Source organism: Paenibacillus sp. OV219 (genome assembly GCF_900110075.1).
GTDB lineage: Bacteria > Bacillota > Bacilli > Paenibacillales > Paenibacillaceae > Paenibacillus_Z.
On sequence record NZ_FOCJ01000009.1, the window covers coordinates 52,711 to 70,805 of the forward strand.

The 18,095-nt window shown below is 46.2% G+C and carries 17 protein-coding genes; all 17 read left to right on the forward strand.

Features of this window, described 5'->3' with window-relative positions:
- Positions 1 to 23: 23 nt before the first annotated feature.
- The 17 genes from BMY11_RS21050 (at position 24) to BMY11_RS21130 (ending at position 18,087) form a co-directional block, all read left to right on the forward strand.
- Positions 24 to 518 carry a MogA/MoaB family molybdenum cofactor biosynthesis protein gene (locus tag BMY11_RS21050; protein ID WP_090580868.1) on the forward strand — a complete coding sequence of 165 codons (495 nt, stop codon included), beginning with the start codon at positions 24 to 26 and terminating at the stop codon, positions 516 to 518.
- Positions 515 to 1,543 (forward strand): molybdopterin-binding protein, encoded by a 1,029-nt coding sequence (locus tag BMY11_RS21055; RefSeq protein ID WP_090580870.1) that lies wholly within the window; start codon positions 515 to 517, stop codon positions 1,541 to 1,543. Before BMY11_RS21050 ends, BMY11_RS21055 begins: the two co-directional genes overlap by 4 nt.
- Positions 1,544 to 1,654: 111 nt before the next feature.
- Positions 1,655 to 1,906, forward strand: coding sequence for a twin-arginine translocase TatA/TatE family subunit (gene tatA, locus BMY11_RS21060; RefSeq protein WP_090580873.1), 252 nt, complete (start codon positions 1,655 to 1,657; stop codon positions 1,904 to 1,906).
- Positions 1,907 to 2,021: 115 nt separating this feature from the next.
- Positions 2,022 to 2,792 carry a twin-arginine translocase subunit TatC gene (tatC, locus tag BMY11_RS21065; RefSeq protein ID WP_090580876.1) on the forward strand — a complete coding sequence of 257 codons (771 nt, stop codon included), beginning with the start codon at positions 2,022 to 2,024 and terminating at the stop codon, positions 2,790 to 2,792.
- A gap of 202 nt (positions 2,793 to 2,994) precedes the next feature.
- The gene (gene groES / locus BMY11_RS21070) at positions 2,995 to 3,276 is read left to right on the forward strand and encodes a co-chaperone GroES (RefSeq protein ID WP_090580879.1); all 282 of its coding nucleotides are present in this window, start codon (positions 2,995 to 2,997) and stop codon (positions 3,274 to 3,276) included.
- Positions 3,277 to 3,359: 83 nt separating this feature from the next.
- Positions 3,360 to 4,997 carry a chaperonin GroEL gene (groL, locus tag BMY11_RS21075; RefSeq protein ID WP_090580882.1) on the forward strand — a complete coding sequence of 546 codons (1,638 nt, stop codon included), beginning with the start codon at positions 3,360 to 3,362 and terminating at the stop codon, positions 4,995 to 4,997.
- A gap of 253 nt (positions 4,998 to 5,250) precedes the next feature.
- Entirely contained in the window at positions 5,251 to 6,417 is a 1,167-nt protein-coding gene (locus tag BMY11_RS21080) for an acyltransferase family protein (RefSeq protein WP_090580884.1), read from the forward strand.
- Between the two features lie 341 nt (positions 6,418 to 6,758).
- A complete protein-coding gene (locus tag BMY11_RS21085; protein ID WP_177182750.1) occupies positions 6,759 to 7,730 on the forward strand; it encodes a Gfo/Idh/MocA family protein in 972 nt (323 codons plus the stop codon).
- Between the two features lie 9 nt (positions 7,731 to 7,739).
- Positions 7,740 to 8,648, forward strand: a complete 909-nt coding sequence (gene iolE, locus BMY11_RS21090) for a myo-inosose-2 dehydratase (RefSeq protein WP_090580889.1) — start codon at positions 7,740 to 7,742, stop codon at positions 8,646 to 8,648.
- A 37-nt stretch (positions 8,649 to 8,685) separates the two neighbouring features.
- Positions 8,686 to 9,684 carry a LacI family DNA-binding transcriptional regulator gene (locus BMY11_RS21095; RefSeq protein WP_090580892.1) on the forward strand — a complete coding sequence of 333 codons (999 nt, stop codon included), beginning with the start codon at positions 8,686 to 8,688 and terminating at the stop codon, positions 9,682 to 9,684.
- Between the two features lie 454 nt (positions 9,685 to 10,138).
- Positions 10,139 to 11,791 carry an extracellular solute-binding protein gene (locus BMY11_RS21100; protein ID WP_177182751.1) on the forward strand — a complete coding sequence of 551 codons (1,653 nt, stop codon included), beginning with the start codon at positions 10,139 to 10,141 and terminating at the stop codon, positions 11,789 to 11,791.
- Between the two features lie 99 nt (positions 11,792 to 11,890).
- Positions 11,891 to 12,781 (forward strand): ABC transporter permease, encoded by an 891-nt coding sequence (locus BMY11_RS21105; RefSeq protein WP_090580898.1) that lies wholly within the window; start codon positions 11,891 to 11,893, stop codon positions 12,779 to 12,781.
- 20 nt (positions 12,782 to 12,801) lie between these two features.
- Complete coding sequence (locus tag BMY11_RS21110) at positions 12,802 to 13,695, forward strand: carbohydrate ABC transporter permease (RefSeq protein ID WP_090580901.1); 894 nt, start codon at positions 12,802 to 12,804, stop codon at positions 13,693 to 13,695.
- A 22-nt stretch (positions 13,696 to 13,717) separates the two neighbouring features.
- Complete coding sequence (locus BMY11_RS21115; protein ID WP_090580904.1) at positions 13,718 to 15,100, forward strand: hypothetical protein; 1,383 nt, start codon at positions 13,718 to 13,720, stop codon at positions 15,098 to 15,100.
- Between the two features lie 16 nt (positions 15,101 to 15,116).
- A complete protein-coding gene (dgoD, locus tag BMY11_RS21120; RefSeq protein WP_090580907.1) occupies positions 15,117 to 16,277 on the forward strand; it encodes a galactonate dehydratase in 1,161 nt (386 codons plus the stop codon).
- Positions 16,278 to 16,303: 26 nt separating this feature from the next.
- Positions 16,304 to 17,191: a dihydrodipicolinate synthase family protein gene (locus BMY11_RS21125; protein ID WP_090580910.1), complete on the forward strand. Its 888-nt coding sequence runs from the start codon at positions 16,304 to 16,306 to the stop codon at positions 17,189 to 17,191.
- Positions 17,192 to 17,205: 14 nt separating this feature from the next.
- The gene (locus BMY11_RS21130) at positions 17,206 to 18,087 is read left to right on the forward strand and encodes a phytanoyl-CoA dioxygenase family protein (RefSeq protein WP_090580913.1); all 882 of its coding nucleotides are present in this window, start codon (positions 17,206 to 17,208) and stop codon (positions 18,085 to 18,087) included.
- Positions 18,088 to 18,095: the final 8 nt, after the last annotated feature.

Consider the following 18,095-nt stretch of genomic DNA (forward strand, 5'->3'; position numbering starts at 1 on the left):
AAAGCGATTGGGGGAAGAAGCTCATGCGGTGGAAAGTAGCGTTATTAACAGCGAGCGACAAAGGATCGCGAGGCGAGCGCGAGGATACAAGCGCACAAGTTATCCGGGAGCTGGTAGAAGAAGAGCTCAGCGGAGAAATCGTCGATTACCGGATAGTACCCGACGAGCAGGATGAAATTATGGCGGCACTTATTGAGATGACCGACTACTATCAAGCGGACCTTGTCATTACGACGGGCGGCACAGGACTTGCGCCACGTGATTTGACACCGGAAGCGACGCTGAAAGTCATCGATCGCGAAGTGCCTGGACTTGCAGAAGCGATGCGCGTTGGCGCTATGCAGCGCACACGCAGAGCGATGCTATCGCGCGGTGTATGCGGCATTCGCGGCCGGTCACTGATTATTAACTTGCCTGGCAGCCCGAAGGGTGTACATGAAAATTTATTGGCCATTATGGATCAGCTCCCGCATGCACTTAGCATCCTCTCCGGCCGGATAGGAGAGCATACAGAGTGAGTGAGAGCAAACGTACGGTATTGAAGGAAGTGCCCGTGCAGGAAGCGATCGGCCTTCGGCTCGCGCATGATCTGACTCAGATCATCCCCGGGCAGTTTAAGGGACGACTGTTTAAGAAAGGCCATTTGATTACAGAAGCAGATATACCTAAGCTCCTTGATATTGGCAAGGAGCATATTTACATTATGGAGCTTGCCGAAGGCGATCTGCATGAGGATGACGCGGCCCGCCGTATGGCAAGTGCGCTCTGGTGCGAGAGCCTTCAGCTGTCTGAGCCGCATGAGGGCAAGGTGGCGATCAAGTCGGCGCTGGACGTTCCAGCCATAGCCGAGATCGACCCGGCTGTCGTTCATGCCGTTAACGAGCTAGGCGAGATTGCGCTTGCGACGGTGCTGACGAACGCAGTGATAATGCCCGGCGGACAGCTGGCTGCGACGCGGGTCATTCCGCTAGTTGTGCCAGAGGCTAAAGTGCACGCGGTGGAAGAGCTAATTGTCAGCTATAAGGAACTGCACGAAGGCGCGTCTCCGCTTCGCTTGAAGCCACTTCGCAAATTCCGGATCGGCCTGCTGACGACGGGTGGAGAAGTATTTTCTGGAAGGATTCAGGATAAGTTCGGTCCAGCCGTTACACGTATCGTAGAGTCGCTCGGTTCGGAGATTGCAGAGCAGCGTTTCTCGCCGGATGACCGCCATACAATTGTCAAGGAAATACACTATTTACGCGATCAGTCGTATGATATGATACTTGTAACAGGCGGGATGTCGGTAGACCCCGATGACCGCACGCCAGCTGCGATTGCCGAGGCCGGCGCGCAAATTGTTAGCTATGGAACACCGATGCTTCCAGGCTCGATGCTGCTTATGGGCTATATCGGCGATGTACCGATTATGGGACTCCCAGGCTGTGTCATGCATGACCCGTACACCGCGTTCAATGTGCTGCTGCCGCGGATTCTCGCAGGCGACACCATTACAAGAGCGGACATTGTCGGGATGGGCTATGGCGGGCTGCATGGTTGTTAATGATCATCATGGTTAATGATTAATGAAGTGAACTGACTACTTCCTCTGCCCTACTAGGCAGATTACTCGTTGCATAAGCTTTACAAGTCAATAGAAGGAGGTCATTTAAAGATGTTTAATGGTATTGGCGTAACAGGTTTTCTACTTATTGCACTTGTCGCATTGCTGCTGTTCGGACCGAACAAGCTGCCCGAGCTCGGCCGCGCATTCGGCCGCACGCTGAAGGAATTCAAGGCAGGCGCGAAAGACATAATGGACGATAACGACGATCGTGATCGCAATCAGGCGAATCGGGTTGAAGTGAACCGTACGGATCGTACGGCTACTGAAGATCAAAGCACGAACAAGCGGCTCCCAGAATAACTGGGGCCCGCTTTTTTTAGTCAAGGCACAAAATCGATTTGTGTTCTTACATAGTGGCATCAATGTCGTTTTTGCTTGGAAGGAGTTGTAAGCAGTGGCAGATAGGAAAGAACCCATGACTGCGGATGCGGCACGCGGCGATCAGCTTATGTCGCTGTTTGATCATATTGGCGAGCTTCGCAAGCGTTTGATCATCATCATCATTGTCCTCGTGATCGGAATGATTATCGGCCTTGTGTGCGCGGACCCGGTATATAATTTCCTCATTAACCAGGAGCCGGTTAAGGGCATGGAGCTTCACGCATTCTCCTTGTGGGATGCGATTGGCATTTATATGAAATTTGCGCTTGTTATCGCGCTTATTCTGGTGCTGCCTGTAGCAGCGTATCAGATTTGGTCGTTCGTTAAGCCGGCGCTTCGCGTGCAGGAGCAGCGGGCAACGTTGATGTTTATCCCGTTCGTGCTCTTTATGTTTCTGGTCGGATTGGCCTTCTCGTACTTGGTTGTGTTCCCGATGGCGTTTAATTTCACGACGAAGGTTGCAAGACATTTAAACTTGATCGAAACATACGGTATTTATCAGTACTTCTCGTTTATGTTCAATATTATTCTGCCAATCTCGCTCCTCTTCGAGCTGCCGATTGCGATTATGTTTCTGACGAAGCTGCGCATTCTGAATCCGAAGCGACTGCGGAAGATGCGCCGTCTGGCGTATTTCATCCTCATCATCATCGGTGTCATCGTAACGCCGCCGGACTTTATATCCGATTCACTAGTAGCAGCCCCGCTCATTCTGTTGTATGAACTGAGTGTGCTGCTGTCGAGCGTCGTGTACCGGAAACAGCTTAAGGCTGATAAGGCTTGGGAAGCAGAATATGGGAATTAATAGGTAAGGTCGACCTTTTGGTCGGCTTTTTTTATTTGCAGCAGGGCAGCTTCGGTTGATTGTAAAATTCATTTGAATTCGTGATCGTAAGACTTGAAATTTGTCGGTAAAATCGGTATTATAAAACTTGTTATTAGCACTTGATGATTGCGAGTGCTAACAGTAAAAATTTGCAGCACCAAATCAGGAGGAGGCTATTTTCATGATCAGACCTTTAGGTGAACGCGTATTGATCGAACCAATCGCGAAAGAAGAAACGACTGCTAGCGGCATTTTGTTGCCGGAAACAGCGAAAGAGAAGCCGCAAGAAGGCAAAGTTATCGCTGTAGGCAGCGGCGCGGTTAAAGACGGCGTACGTATTGCGCTTGAAGTTAAGGAAGGCGACCGCGTGTTGTTCTCCAAATATGCTGGTACAGAAGTGAAGTTCGAAGGCAAAGAGCTTTTGATTATGAAAGAAAGCGACATTCACGCGATCTTGGGCTAAGCCTTCCGGCTTGACTCCACATACATGGCAACAAACAGATACGTCTTACTTATTTTTTACAAGACATTAGGAGGTTATTAACGATGGCGAAGGAAATTAAATTCGGCGAAGACGCTCGTCGCGCAATGCTGCGCGGTGTAGATGCACTGGCTAATGCCGTTAAAGTTACACTTGGTCCTAAGGGCCGCAACGTGGTGCTTGAGAAGAAATTCGGCAGCCCACTAATCACGAACGATGGCGTGTCCATCGCGAAAGAAATCGAGCTTGACGATGCATTCGAGAACATGGGTGCACAGCTCGTTAAAGAAGTAGCTACGAAGACTAATGATGTTGCTGGTGACGGTACGACAACTGCAACGGTTCTTGCGCAAGCGATGATCCGCGAAGGTCTGAAGAACGTTACTGCAGGCGCTAACCCAATGGTTATCCGCAAAGGTATCGAAAAAGCGGTTCGTGCAGCTATTGAAGAGCTGAAAGTAATCGCGAAGCCAATCGAAGGCAAGCAATCTATTGCACAAGTTGCTTCGATCTCTTCCGCTGACGATGAAGTTGGCCAACTGATCGCTGAAGCGATGGAGAAAGTCGGCAACGACGGCGTTATCACAGTTGAGGAATCCAAAGGCTTCGTAACGGAGCTTGAAGTGGTTGAAGGTATGCAATTCGACCGCGGTTACCTCTCCCCATACATGATCACTGATACAGACAAAATGGAAGCTGTCCTCGACAATCCATTCATTCTGATCACAGACAAGAAGATCTCCAACATTCAAGAGATCCTTCCTGTTCTGGAGAAAGTGGTTCAATCCGGCAAGCAATTGCTTATCATCGCTGAAGACGTTGAAGGCGAAGCACTGGCAACATTGCTCGTTAACCGTCTGCGCGGTACATTCACTTGCGTAGCTGTTAAAGCTCCTGGCTTCGGCGACCGCCGCAAAGCTATGCTTGGCGACATCGCTGCTCTGACAGGCGGCCAAGTGATCACAGAAGAGCTCGGCCTTGAGCTGAAAGCAACAACTGTTGATCAACTGGGTACAGCTCGTCAAATCCGCGTAACGAAAGAAAACACAATCGTTGTTGACGGCGCTGGCAACAAGCAAGACATCAATGTTCGCATCGGCCAAATCCGTGCGCAGCTGGAAGAAACAACTTCCGACTTCGACCGTGAGAAGCTGCAAGAGCGTCTTGCTAAGCTTGCTGGCGGCGTAGCGGTAATCAAAGTTGGCGCAGCAACTGAAACAGAACTGAAAGAGCGCAAACTGCGCATCGAAGATGCTCTGAACTCCACTCGCGCAGCAGTGGAAGAAGGTATCGTATCCGGTGGCGGTACAGCACTCGTGAACGTATACGCAGCTGTAGCAGCAGTTAACGCTACTGGCGACGAGAAAACAGGCGTAAACATCGTACTTCGTGCGTTGGAAGAGCCAGTTCGTACAATCGCAGCTAACGCGGGTCAAGAAGGCTCCGTTATCGTTGAGCGTCTGAAAAAAGAAGCAATCGGCGTAGGCTACAACGCAGCTACTGGCGAGTGGGTAAACATGTTCGAAGCAGGTATCGTTGACCCTGCGAAAGTAACACGTTCCGCACTGCAAAACGCGGCATCCGTTGCAGCTATGTTCCTGACAACTGAAGCAGTTGTTGCTGACAAGCCAGAAGCTAACAAATCAGGCATGCCTGATATGGGCGGCATGGGTGGCATGGGCGGTATGGGCGGCATGATGTAATATGCGCCCTTAGCCCTTGATTTATAAGGGTTTTAAGGTGTCGGGGTATCCTAAGGGTAACTAAAGGGTAACATCGGCAGAAAACGAGAGGCTTCTCATGAGTTCACTGAACTTGTGGGACGCCTCTTTTTTCATGCCCAGCTGATGTTAATCATTTCAATGATTGACAATCCGTATACTCTATGTGATATTTTAGCTAAACTAAGTTGCCCTATTAAAATGATCGCTTTTAATATAAGGGGGAGAATATCGGATGGCTGAAAATGGGCGGCTGGGTGAATTAGACTCTCTTCGTGGAATCGCTTCCATGAGTGTGGTGCTCTATCATTCCGCCTCGCTTCTTGGAATAATGGCTGCTTTGCCATGGCTGTATCATTCACCGCTTCAGATCTTGCTGGCCGGCCATCAGGCCGTAATTTTCTTCTTTCTCTTAAGTGGATTTGTGTTGGCTTTGCCGTTTGCCGAGGGGAAATCACGTGGTTATGGCAACTTCATGCTTCGGCGTCTGATCCGGCTGTACCCGCCTTATATCGTCTCTCTCGCATTTGGGCTCATCCTGCGCCTTCTATGCTATCGTGTTCCGATTAACGATCTTTGGTCCAGGCCGATCGGCTGGGTTCCGATTTTACAGCACGTTTTCATGATTGATCAATTCCATCAGCAGTATTTCAATCCGGTCGTTTGGTCACTTGTCATGGAGATGCGCATAGCGCTTCTATTTCCTTTCATTATTTGGTTCGTCATGAGGGCGAACTGGATGTGGAGCTGCTTGATCGGTTTCGTTCTATCGATCTGCGGGATTCTCCTACATGTGCGCTATCAAGAAAGCATCGATTTCTTCACGAATTATTACGATACAGCGCATTACGTATTCATGTTTGTTGTAGGCGCAATTATGGCGAAGCACCGCCATCGCCTGGTGGATTATTTCAAAAGCCTTCGAATCGTTACTCGACTTGTGCTTGGTATTGTTGCTTTCATCGTATATACGTGGGGAAACAATCTGGGTTGGGATCACTGGGGACTTGAAGGGAACCTTGTGTCGGACTGGTTTACAATGTTAACCTCGAGCTTCTTTATTATCGCGGCTTTAGCATCGGTAAGGTTTAAAAGCGTTCTCCATTGGCGGCCGATCGCGTTTGTCGGACGTGTCTCGTACAGCTTATACCTCGTACACCTTGTCGTATTGATCGCATTGATGAACTTGTTCACCAATCAATCATCAATCCTATACCCGGACGATTATGAGAAATACTATATCTCGCCTTATTTGCTGCTAGTTGGCACCGTTGGCCTCAGCCTGGCACTCGCTGCACTGTCTTATCGTTATGTCGAGCTGCCATCCATACGTCTTGGACGTTACCTGATGGGCGGCAGAGTAAAACGCCAAAACTATCAAGGTGAAATGTCAGCAAAATAAAAGCAATTAGGCGGCCTTATCCTGAATTCTATAGGACTGAGGCCGTTTAGCTTTGCTCATAGCATCAGTTTTTTTATTTGTGCGAAAGACCAAAAGATAGGTATTGCCACAATATTGAAAGTAAGCTATATTTAAAAATCTAAGCGCTTAGATTTATTTTACCAACTTAAATAGCGTCAACTAGAAAAGAAATACTTAGTGGTGACTTTTTTTTTAATCAAAAATCTAACCGCTTACATTTTTTACGAAACAATTACGTGTAGGGACAGCGCCTAATTTCAAGCAAGTGGATTATCGATGAAGAATGTAGCTATCAAATCAACCTTTGAGGTGGAATGATCATGAAAATTGGAGTAGTCGGTGCAGGGAATATGGGGGGATTGCATACCTCCTTACTTAAGAATCGTCAAGATGTTGAGTTTGTAGGGGTTACTGATATTGATCTGGAGCGCTGTACTAAATTTTGTGATATTCATGGAGGAAGAGCATACAGAAATGTGCAGGAAATGATTCAAAGCGGCGGAGCCGAAATCGTATTTGTAACGGTACCGAATACGAAGCACAAACAGGTGATCATTGATGGTTTAAGAGAGGGCGCAATCGTTTTCGGTGAGAAGCCTTTCGTTACGAGCCTTGCCGATGCGGATGAAATTATGACAGAGCTGGCAGGAACAGAGAATCGTCTCTATGTCGGGTTTAACCGCCGTTTCGCGCCTGTATATGCAAGGGCTAAAGACTGGATTCGGCAAGGCTTTGAGGTTCAATCTGCTAATTTCATAATGAACGACGGGGATATGACTTCTCCCCCATGGGTCATCAATACAGCATTGACCGGCGGATTTCTATATGACACAACGATCCATATGTTTGATATGATTCGATTCCTGATTGGGGAAATCGCTGAGGTGCAGTGTATTGCTCAGCAAAGCTATTATCCTTTGCAAGACAACTTCTCGTTTATATTTACGACCAAGAATGGGAAATCCATAGTCATGAGCTCAAACGGTCATGCGTCGTGGGCCTATCCTTCCGAGCGTGTCCAGCTTTGGGGCAATCATGCTACGATCGTAACCGAAGAACTGGACAAAGTTCTGCACTGTGGTTCCAATCAAGCAACTCTCGATATTACGGATGTGAAGAACCTGGAACGTAACCAAAAATGGGGATATGCGCAAATGCATGAAGACTTCCTGGGTGCGATTGCATCAAACAAACCATTTAGTGTCACTCCCGAAGATGGTTATAAGTCGGTACTCATTACAGAAGCTTGCTATCAAAGCGCTGCCCAAGGTGGTAAAGCCGTTCACGTATAGGAGGGTTTCATGATGACTATTTTTTATAACTGCGAGCTGGGTATTCAGCCGATTAACTGGGCAAATGACGATTTGACGGATTTAGGTGATCATTACTCCTTCGAGCAAATTGTGGACGAGATGCAAGCTCTAGGCTTCAGAGGTACGGAAATCGGTCGAAAATATCCGAAGGATCCGAGCAAGCTCCGCAAGGAGCTTGGTGCGAGAGGCCTTGTTGTCACATCGGGCTGGTGCGACATTCTGTTCTCCGATCCTACGGCGGCAGATGAAGAAGCGATGGATAAATTCCAGAAGCACGTATTGTTCTTGAAGGAAATGGGCGCCCGCTATGTGGTTACGGCTGACGGCGGAGGCTCTGTGCACTGGGATCCGAGGGAGGACCGATCGCATAAAGGGGTCCGCAAATACAGTGACGAGCATTGGGCTTCACTGTGCGAGAACTTGAACGCTGCTGGCGAGTTTTGCCGCGCTCACCGTATGACGCTCGTATATCACATCCATGCAGGCACAGGTGTGGAAACAATGGAAGAAACCGATCGCCTATGCGCCGGAACGAATCCGGAAATCGTCTCCCTGCTTGTTGATACGGGCCACCTGCATTATTGCGGTGTAGATCCAGTTGCCGTTGTCCGCAAATACGGTAACAGAGTCAAATACATTCACTTGAAGGACGTTAGACAAGAAGTCCTTGACCGCGTCAAGCAAGAAGGCATCCATTTTAACGATTCCGTGCGCATGGGCGTGTTCACCGTTCCGGGCGATGGTTCGCTGGATTTCAGGCCGTTCTTTGAAGCGCTCGCGGACGTGGAGTACCAGGGTTGGCTAATCATTGAGGCCGAGCAGGATTCGCTTACGGCGAACCCCGTTGAATATGCACAAAAAGCGTTAGGCTACATACGCTCATTAACAAATTTATAAGCTACCTTAAATACGAAATTGGACGGGGTTGTGCGAAATGTCTGTAACCATCTACGATGTGGCAAAAGAAGCTGGGGTTTCTGTTGCTACAGTGTCCAGGGTCATTAATCAGCAACCTGGTGTAAAGACACATACGAAACAACGGGTCATGAATGCAGTGGAGAAATTGAAATATCAATACAATCATGCTGCAGTCGCATTAGCTACTGGAAAGAGCAATGTGATCGGACTCATGCTGCCTAATCTCCAGAATCCTTTTTATGCCGAAGTGGCAGAGGGGATTTATCAGGAGGCCATGAATAGAGGCGTAAATGTGATTACATTAAATCTTATGGACGGCAAAAATATGGACGCCGGGCTTCGGCTTCTGAACCAATTCTCTATGGATGGATTGCTGGCCATGGATATCTCTAAGGATCTGCTCAGCAAGGTGGAAAATCTGATTGAGCATGTGGTATTGGTTGGAAACGATTATCTTGACGGCAGAACAACTTGTATCGTAACCGATAATTTTAGCGGCATTCAAATGGTGATGCGTCATCTCTTGTCATTAGGGCATACGCGCATTGCATTACTGTCGGAAAAATCGGAGTACAACGACGTGAAAGACCGTATTCGCGCCTATTATCATTGCATGGAAGAGGCAGGTCTGTCAGAAGTCAGACAGGTCATTTATACGGACGGATCGCTAATTGAAGATGGAGAAAAAGAAGGGGAGAAATGGGTTAGGCAAGGCTTGGATCACACAGCGATTCTAGTAACCAACGATATGATGGCCATTGGACTAATTAAAGCGTTGAAATCTGCTGGAAAGAAAATTCCGGAAGATATTTCAGTCGCTGGATTCGACGGCACATGGGTGTCTGCCATTGTAGACCCGCCATTAACTAGCGTTGCCCAACCTAAGTTTGAGATGGGGACTTCTGCAATTTCGCTTATTATGGAAATGTTCCAGTCCCCACTCTCAACGCCACGTAAAATCGTATTAAGTCCAAGGCTTCAGATTGGTGGCACAACGGCCGCAATCCAATCATAGAACAGGCGATACACAATTCGCCAAACGATGTCGCAGCGCTCGTTCCGAGAGGCAATCGGGCGAGTGCTGATCTCAGGCAACATGTTGTTAATAAATGATTGACAAACAAATAAACGGTGACCTATTATAGTCACATAATCGATTTAGTAAATCGATTTAGCAAATCAATCTCACCATCAACATCCAGATATGAACCTCATTTTTCCCACCTAGAACCTTCCCACCTGTAACCTTCCTACTGGACATTCTGATCATCCATCACGAGTCTAAGCTTGTAACTTCTTGAGTACGTTGCGATTACACATTTCCAAGCCCCATGATACGGCATTTAGGAGCAATCAGTTGTTTATCTGATTTGTACAGCGTTGACAGAAGAGTTATGTAAGCGGTACCACGTTGAAGTTACATACCTTGATGACCATGTAGCTTTAAATTTGAAGCTGGGGGAATGAAGATGAAGGTTTATCGAATGAAAGGTATTGTGGTGATGTTAATCTGTTTTCTACTGGTTGCTTCGGCTTGCAGCAAGGACAACAGCTCAGATCAAGATAATGCAGCTGCAGCAAAGGGCTTGGGACCGTATGGCAAATTTGACAGTGTAGTTGATTTATCCATTGGTAGAAACAATGGTACTCTTGCTGATTCAAGGCTCCCCGAAGGAGAAACATTTACAAATAACTTATATGTCAAACATTTGCTCGATAAGCTGAATGTAAAGATCTCCTATGCTTTTGAAACCCAAACGGATGAAGCTTATCAGCAAAAAATAAACCTCGCGATTACGAGCAGGGATCTACCAGATGCATTTTTTGTAAACGAGCTGCAGCTGCATCAATTGGTTGATGCGAATCTCATCCAAGACCTAACGGATATCTACGATAACACTGCAAGTCCTCTGCTGAAAGAAATGTATGACAGCTACGATGGACGTGCTTTGAACAGGGCAACGATTGACGGTAAATTATATGGTCTTCCGGGAACCAATTACGGTGGCCAACAAACGATGATGTGGATCAGACAGGACTGGTTGGATAAACTGGGCCTTAAGATTCCGAGAACACTTGATGAATTGGAAAAAGTCGCTAAGGCCTTTATCGAACAAGACCCGGACGGTAACGGTGAAGCGGATACATTGGGGCTAACCGGATCGACAAGACTTGGAGGCGACTGGAACGGCGGGATGGATTTCAATCCAATCTTCGGGGTTTATAAATCGTTTCCACGGCAATGGATTAAGGATAAAGACGGTAATATCGTATATGGCGGTACACAACCAGAGACGAAAGCGGCATTAGGGAAGCTTCGTGACTTATACGCCTCGGGTATTATCGATAAACAATTTGCTACCCGTGAAGAAACCGAGGAGGTTGTTGCCAGTGGAAAAGCCGGAATTATATCCGGTCCCTGGTGGTATGGTTATTGGCCGCTCCCCGATAGCATAAAGCTTAATCCGAAAGCAGAATGGACACCTTTCACGGGTATCACTGATAGTGAAGGTACTATCAATATATTTGACCAGGACCCTAGCTCCGACGAATTTTTGGTCGTGAAAAAAGGTTATAAATACCCGGATGCTGTTATTAATGTATTTAATGTGTTTTACGACAGCGTGATGTTTGCGGACCCAGAAGCAAAAGATTACTATCGGGGGAAAAACGTGCAAGTATGGCTTTCATGGCCGGTCGGAATGGTGGTTGGAAACAATGATACCGTTTTCAATGAACATACGAATCTCAAAACTTGCTGGGATGCTCAAGACGAATCGAAGTGCAGCGAAAGTACCAAGCCTATGTACGAAAGTATGTTGAAAGAAAAGACGAATCCGAAGCAGGATCAGAACGCATGGGGTGAAAAGAAGTCGAGATATGAAGCGTCTGCGTTAATTACGGATAAGAGCTTCAAAGTCACACGAAACGAGTTTTTTGGTAAAACAAAGACGATGATTGATAAAATGGAGATTCTGAATAAGCTCCAGGATGAAACGTTCTTAAACATCGTGTTAGGCCGGCAATCACTGGACAGCTTCGATGATTTCGCGAAGGAATGGAATAAAATCGGCGGCGCTCAAATTCTAAAGGAAATCAACGAATCGAAAAATGCTAAGTAAGCGATTACAATGTCATTGCTAAAAGAAATGGAGGTTATTGGGCGCATAGCTGTTTGGGTATGCGCCTCCTACCTTCAATGACTCTATGGAGGAACGGTAATGAAAAATAAAGCCTTTATCATGCACTATCATTTGATGCTGCTTCCCGGAGTTATTCTATTGACTATTTTCTCAGCGATCCCTGTTGCCGGAATCGTCATTGCCTTTGAGAATTTCATCCCTGGGAAAGAACTATTGAAACAGGAATGGATCGGATGGGGTAATTTTGAGTTTATGTTCTCAATCCCGGACATTAAACAAGTATTTTTCAATACGATTCTGATCGCTGTTCTGAAAATCATTGCGAGTACAATCGTTCCCGTTGTCTTCGCGCTTCTGATTAATGAGGTGCGGTCAAGTGGGTTCAAACGTATGGCGCAAACGATCGTTTATCTTCCGCATTTTTTTTCTTGGGTCATATTAGCGGGTATTTTTATTACTATGTTTTCCCTGGACGGTATGATCAATCAAATCATTATGTTCTTCGGCGGAGAGCCGGTCATGTTTATGGCCAGTAATATTTGGTTCAGGTTCATTATTATTGCGACCGATACCTGGAAGGAATTTGGTTTTGACGCCATTGTTTATTTAGCAGCGTTAACTGGAATTAATCCTGTCTTATACGAAGCGGCAGAGATTGATGGGGCTAAACGATTTCATCAGCTCATTCATATTACGCTTCCGGGCATTACACCAACCATCCTATTGCTGTTGACGCTTAGTCTTGGAAACGTTCTCAATGCTGGTTTCGATCAGATCTTTACGATGTATAATCCATTGGTCTACCATAGCGGGGATATTATCGATACCTATGTATACAGGCTCGGCATTTTGCAAGCGAAGTATGGCCTTGCTACTGCGACCGGGTTGCTCAAATCGGTCGTTGCGATTATTTTGATTATTATCTCCTACAGGTTGGCTGCGAAATATGCCAATTATCGTATATTTTAACAGCAAGGGGGTGTTCATAAATGGTAAGGAACAAATCGTTTACCAATCGACTTATTAATTTTTCCCTGATCTCAATATTAATCTTGATCTGCTGCTTATGCTTGATTCCAGTACTGAATGCCATTGCCTTGTCTTTCAGTGGAAGAGCTGCAGCGAATGCGGGAAGGGTCTATCTGCTCCCCATAGATTTCAATTTGACCTCTTACCGTAAAATTATCGAGGACAATGGATTTATGGATGCCTTTCTTATTTCTGTGAAGAGAGTATTGCTCGGATGCTCCGTCCAGTTTGTGCTGACTACCATGATGGCTTATCCATTATCGAAGGATGCCAAACATTTTCCATCAAGAAATATATACATGTGGTACATGATTTTTTTCATGCTGTTCTCCGGCGGGCTTATCCCTCTTTATATCCTTGTTACATCACTTGGACTGGGGAATTCGATTTGGTCGCTGATCTTGCCCGGAGCTGTACCCATATTCTCCGTCATTCTTCTCATGAATTTCTTCCGCAGTCTGCCTAAAGAAATGGATGAAGCCGCTATGATGGACGGCGCCGGACCTTGGAATACACTTCTGTTTATTTATGTTCCCTTGTCCTTGCCTGCCGTAGCGACAGTTACATTGTTCAGTATTGTAGGGCATTGGAATGCATTCTTTGACGGATTGATCTATATGAGCAGGCCTGAGCTTTATCCATTGCAGACCTATATTCAACAGCTAGTGTTTAAGATTGATATGGAGAGTCTAAGCAAAATGTCAACGGAGCAGGTCAAAGAATACATGCAGACATCCGATCGAACATTGAATTCAGCCAAACTAATTGTCGCCATGCTGCCTATATTGATCATTTATCCTTTTCTGCAAAGATATTTCGTCAAAGGTATCGTTCTAGGATCGGTGAAAGAATAATCAACGGTGGGAGGTGTTTCGAATGGAAAGAGTGCAAATCAACAATTTGGGGATTCCCCCATTGGCCGGTCTGAGCAGTTATGAGGATGCATGCAAACCGGGTTACAGCGTGGATCATAACGTGGAATTGCTTAAGCGCTATAATTACGCGGAATCAAGGCTGAATCAGATTTTCGCAGCACATCTGCCCAGCACACCGGAATGGGAAGTGAAATGCGCCTTCAGCTTGTATATGTGGCAGGATGCCGACCATAGTGCTCAGCTTCGCAAGCGGGTATCGGAAATGCGTGAACCTCCTTTACAGCTTGATAGGGTGCCAGATCCGAAACTTCAAAAGTTCTTTGATGAAGTCATTCGTGCGGAGAACACCGTGGAACTTCTAGTCGGCATATTTCGGGTCGTTAAACCTGAATTGATACGTTCATTTCAGAAGCACCTTTCGGAAACGAACCCGATTATTGATCATCCGACCTGCCGTGTGTTAAAAAACCTATTGCGCGAAGAGGAAGAAATGGTCGCGTGGGGAGAAGCGGCGATTGAGGCGCTGACCGAAACTGAATATAGTCGAAGAAATGCAGTCGAATGGGAGGCGCATCTACGCTCATTTCTTCATCATTGTTCAGGAATTAGCGGCGACTTAGCTGCGCCTGAAGGTTTTGCATTGCCTCAAGCTCGTTCAGATGGATCAGAGTATATCATGGATCTTATCCCTCAGCGCGATAGCCGGTTTATCGATCAATTTAACCAGTCGGCATTAATCGATCAATATTATCGGGATGAAACACTAGATTATGATGAGAGGACGTACGCCCTGCTCTATAAACGGCTTCGCGAAATGGATGTACCGGAGTACATGGCTCCATTTATCTATAATGTCAAAGACAAGCCATGGGACTATTATGTGGATCAGAGTCGGCAGCTTTGGGATGAATGCCGACATTCCATGATGGGGGAAATCGGACTTTACCGGGATGGAGTACCTTTCTACAAGTATCCGATTGATATAAAAACGTCTTATAATGCCGCGACGAAATTGACCCAATCCGAAGCACATCTCAACCTGCTCGGTGTTGAGCTCGGACTGATGGCCAAAGAAACAGGCAAAAGGTACGAATGGATCATAGCTCAGGGCTCCTGCAACGATTTTGGCGTAGCCTGTCAGGATTATGATTGGGCAGATGAAGTGTTACATACCCAGATCGGTCGAAAATGGTTGACACCGGTTTACGGTTCGCTGGAAAACATTCAAACGATGTATGACCAGATAAGGCCTAAGGTGCTGGAGTTTTATAAGGATGCAAGCGCATTGTCAGATCAACAGGAATGGTGGTCCGACTTTATTCAAGAAATCCGTGAGAATCGCGACAAATTAAAAACGGCGTTCACGAACGTCCACAATAACTAATTAGGAGGATTTGCAGATGAAAATTACAGCTATAAAAACGATTGTTGTAAATGCGAATACGAAGAACTGGATTTTTGTAAAGGTTGAAACCGATGAAGGACTAGTCGGATGGGGAGAAGCTTCTCTAGAGCATAGAGTTAAGAGTGTAGTAGGCTGTATCGAGGATTTATCCCATTATATTATTGGCCAAGACCCGACACGCATTGAGTATCTTTATCAAATCATGTACCGTCAACCTTTCTGGCGTGCCGGCGTTATTGGAATGAGTGCACTCAGCGGAATTGAAATGGCTTGTTGGGATATATTCGGGAAGAGTCTAAATATGCCTGTCTATAAGCTGCTTGGAGGTAAAGTCCGAGACAAAATTCGGATGTATGATCACCCAGGCGGCGGAAACGCCGATATTGTCTATTTTAAAGAAACAGTAGAATCGATGACGGAGAACGCCATTAAGTCTGTTGAAGATGGCTATACAGCGATTAAGATTATGGTTGTCCCGAGAACCGAGCTGCTCGATGGACATAAAGTGCTCAATCACGCGCAAACACTGATGGAATCCATTCGTAACGCTGTTGGGGATGACATCGATATTATGGTCGATTTTCATGGTAGGACTACTCCCGATATGGCTATACAATATGCGAAAGTATTGGCGCCCTACAGACCGTTCTTTATTGAGGAGCCCTGCCTGCCAGACAATGTGTTAGGCATGGTAAAGGTATCCGAAAACACGGATATCCCGATTGCGACAGGCGAACGGTTGGTGACGCGCTTTCAATTCCGGGAGCTGCTTGAGAAGGGTGCTGTAGCGGTAATTCAACCGAATATTAGCCATTGTGGCGGTTTGTGGGAAGCGAAAAAAATAGCGGCGATGGCGGAAACCTACTACGTCAGTGTCGCGCCGCATAATCCACTCGGACCGGTTACAACAGCAGCCTCCATTGCCTTTGCCACAAGTACGCCGAATTGGCTTATCCAGGAATCCTTCCGCAAGGACGTGCCTTGGAGAGATGAGGTTGTAATTAACCCGGTCCAAATAGAGAAGGGTTATGTCATTCCATCAGAACGTCCAGGGTTAGGGGTCGAAGTTGATGAGAAGGCAGCGGCTAAATACCCATTCAAACAAGATGCATTCATGAGGTATTTTAACGATGACGGTTCAGTTGGCGATTTTTAAGATAATAACCAAAAGGGGATATCAAGATGAAGCATGAAGGCGTATATACTGCATTAATAACACCTTTCCATGAGGATGGACGAATAGATTTTGAAGCTATGGAGAATCATGTCGATTTTCTTGTGCGCAAAGGAGTTAACGGGATTTTTCCGAATGGAACAACTGGAGAAATGCCTTTGCTTTCAATAGAAGAAAGAAAACAAGTGGCGGAGCTTGTCGTTCGTGTTGTTGATAAACGTGTACCGGTGGTTGTCCATGTAGGGGATATATCGACTCAGCGTACGATAGAATTGGCACAGCATGCTGAGAAAATTGGTGCGAACGGCATCTCTGCTATATGTCCGTACTTCTATGGCGTTGATGACAAGGAGATTATCGGACATTATCACCAGATTTCGAAAGCGGTTTCAGATGATTTCTTCATATTTGCCTATACGATCCCAAGCAACGGCCGGAATCACATTACTCCTCAAACGATGCTGGAGCTGTGGAACTCAACTCCGAATATTCGTGGACTCAAAAACAGCTCGGATAACTTCTCGGAAATGCAGCGCTTATTGAATCTTGCTCCTGAAGGTTTTTCATTAATGATGGGTCCGGATCACCTCTTTCTTGCCGGTCTTCATATTGGGGCAGCAGGTAATGTATCGGGACTTTCCAATGCTTTCCCGGAATTTTACGTCAGATTATTCGAGTTATTCAAGCAGGGGAACTATGCAGAGGCGAAAAAAGAGCAGCGTAAAATTGAAGAGCTGGTACATGTCCTCCGTTCCGGCGCAAAGCCTTCTCTAATTAAACGCAGTGTCGATTATCGTGGATTAGTAGGCGGTTATGTAAGAGCACCGCTTAGTAATATCTCGCAAGATGAAGTTACACAATTGTATAAACAACTGGAAAAAATAGAAGCCATGTAAAGGAGAGACAGCAAATGACCGTTCAAAGTATTGATTTATCATTGCATATCGCTGAGTTTAAACAAAATGGGTTTACGGTTTTTAAGCAGCTTATCGATCAGAAGCAAGTTTCAATTTGGAAAGAGAAAATTCCTCAAATCCGGGAAGAAATCTTCGGCGAGCAAGTCAAAAGTCATTATACGGTTTCAGATATGGTGGAACGATATCCGACGATGATGCTCCCTCTAACGGCGAACCCTGTCATTCTCGATTTTATGGAATCGGTTATGGGGCCTTTCATTCAAATTGGCGATAATAATTTAAACATGTTCGCTCCAGTAGCCAAAGAGGATGTATTGAATGAAGTAAACGGTTGGCACCGGGATATGTACGCATTTGTACCTACAGGTACAGATTATCAAATCCCGCGGCAAGTGTTGGCATTAACTTATCTTGAAGATATGACTGAGGAAACTGGACCCCTCCGTGTCCTCGCGGGCACCCATAGGAAAGAAACGGTTATGACTGCGGAAGAAAAGAGTAAACCTCATCCAGATGAGGAGCTTCTTTCCTTAAAGTCCGGTGATGTCATTGTATTCTCAGGTCTGTTGCATTCAGGAACCGTTAATACTTCCGATCGGTATCGCTTACTGATGGGTGGCATGTACACCTACTCTTGGTATAAACATGATTGTAATTTTAACGGGCCTAATATACAGCGATTAATTGAGCAAGCGACAGAACGAAATGATCGTCGGATGCTGCGTTTGCTAGGTGGTTATGGTGAAGTGGAGCAACGAAGAACGAACTCCGGATTTACCTTAGCGGATGAAACACAATGGAAGAAATGGATTGCTGAGGATAAAGCTGCCCTTAAGGGTCCGGGGGATTGGTGGAGAACCCCTCAAGGTACCTAACTGTAGTT

Bases quoted from the DNA above. Each gene is read 5' to 3' on its own strand.
- tatC (WP_090580876.1), top strand. From the start codon at position 2,022: ATGACTGCGGATGCGGCACGCGGCGATCAGCTTATGTCGCTGTTTGAT.
- BMY11_RS21050 (WP_090580868.1), top strand. From the start codon at position 24: ATGCGGTGGAAAGTAGCGTTATTAACAGCGAGCGACAAAGGATCGCGA.
- BMY11_RS21080 (WP_090580884.1), top strand. From the start codon at position 5,251: ATGGCTGAAAATGGGCGGCTGGGTGAATTAGACTCTCTTCGTGGAATC.
- tatA (WP_090580873.1), top strand. From the start codon at position 1,655: ATGTTTAATGGTATTGGCGTAACAGGTTTTCTACTTATTGCACTTGTC.
- groES (WP_090580879.1), top strand. From the start codon at position 2,995: ATGATCAGACCTTTAGGTGAACGCGTATTGATCGAACCAATCGCGAAA.
- BMY11_RS21085 (WP_177182750.1), top strand. From the start codon at position 6,759: ATGAAAATTGGAGTAGTCGGTGCAGGGAATATGGGGGGATTGCATACC.
- iolE (WP_090580889.1), top strand. From the start codon at position 7,740: ATGATGACTATTTTTTATAACTGCGAGCTGGGTATTCAGCCGATTAAC.
- dgoD (WP_090580907.1), top strand. From the start codon at position 15,117: ATGAAAATTACAGCTATAAAAACGATTGTTGTAAATGCGAATACGAAG.
- BMY11_RS21125 (WP_090580910.1), top strand. From the start codon at position 16,304: ATGAAGCATGAAGGCGTATATACTGCATTAATAACACCTTTCCATGAG.
- BMY11_RS21100 (WP_177182751.1), top strand. From the start codon at position 10,139: ATGAAGGTTTATCGAATGAAAGGTATTGTGGTGATGTTAATCTGTTTT.
- BMY11_RS21115 (WP_090580904.1), top strand. From the start codon at position 13,718: ATGGAAAGAGTGCAAATCAACAATTTGGGGATTCCCCCATTGGCCGGT.
- BMY11_RS21095 (WP_090580892.1), top strand. From the start codon at position 8,686: ATGTCTGTAACCATCTACGATGTGGCAAAAGAAGCTGGGGTTTCTGTT.
- groL (WP_090580882.1), top strand. From the start codon at position 3,360: ATGGCGAAGGAAATTAAATTCGGCGAAGACGCTCGTCGCGCAATGCTG.
- BMY11_RS21105 (WP_090580898.1), top strand. From the start codon at position 11,891: ATGAAAAATAAAGCCTTTATCATGCACTATCATTTGATGCTGCTTCCC.
- BMY11_RS21110 (WP_090580901.1), top strand. From the start codon at position 12,802: ATGGTAAGGAACAAATCGTTTACCAATCGACTTATTAATTTTTCCCTG.
- BMY11_RS21130 (WP_090580913.1), top strand. From the start codon at position 17,206: ATGACCGTTCAAAGTATTGATTTATCATTGCATATCGCTGAGTTTAAA.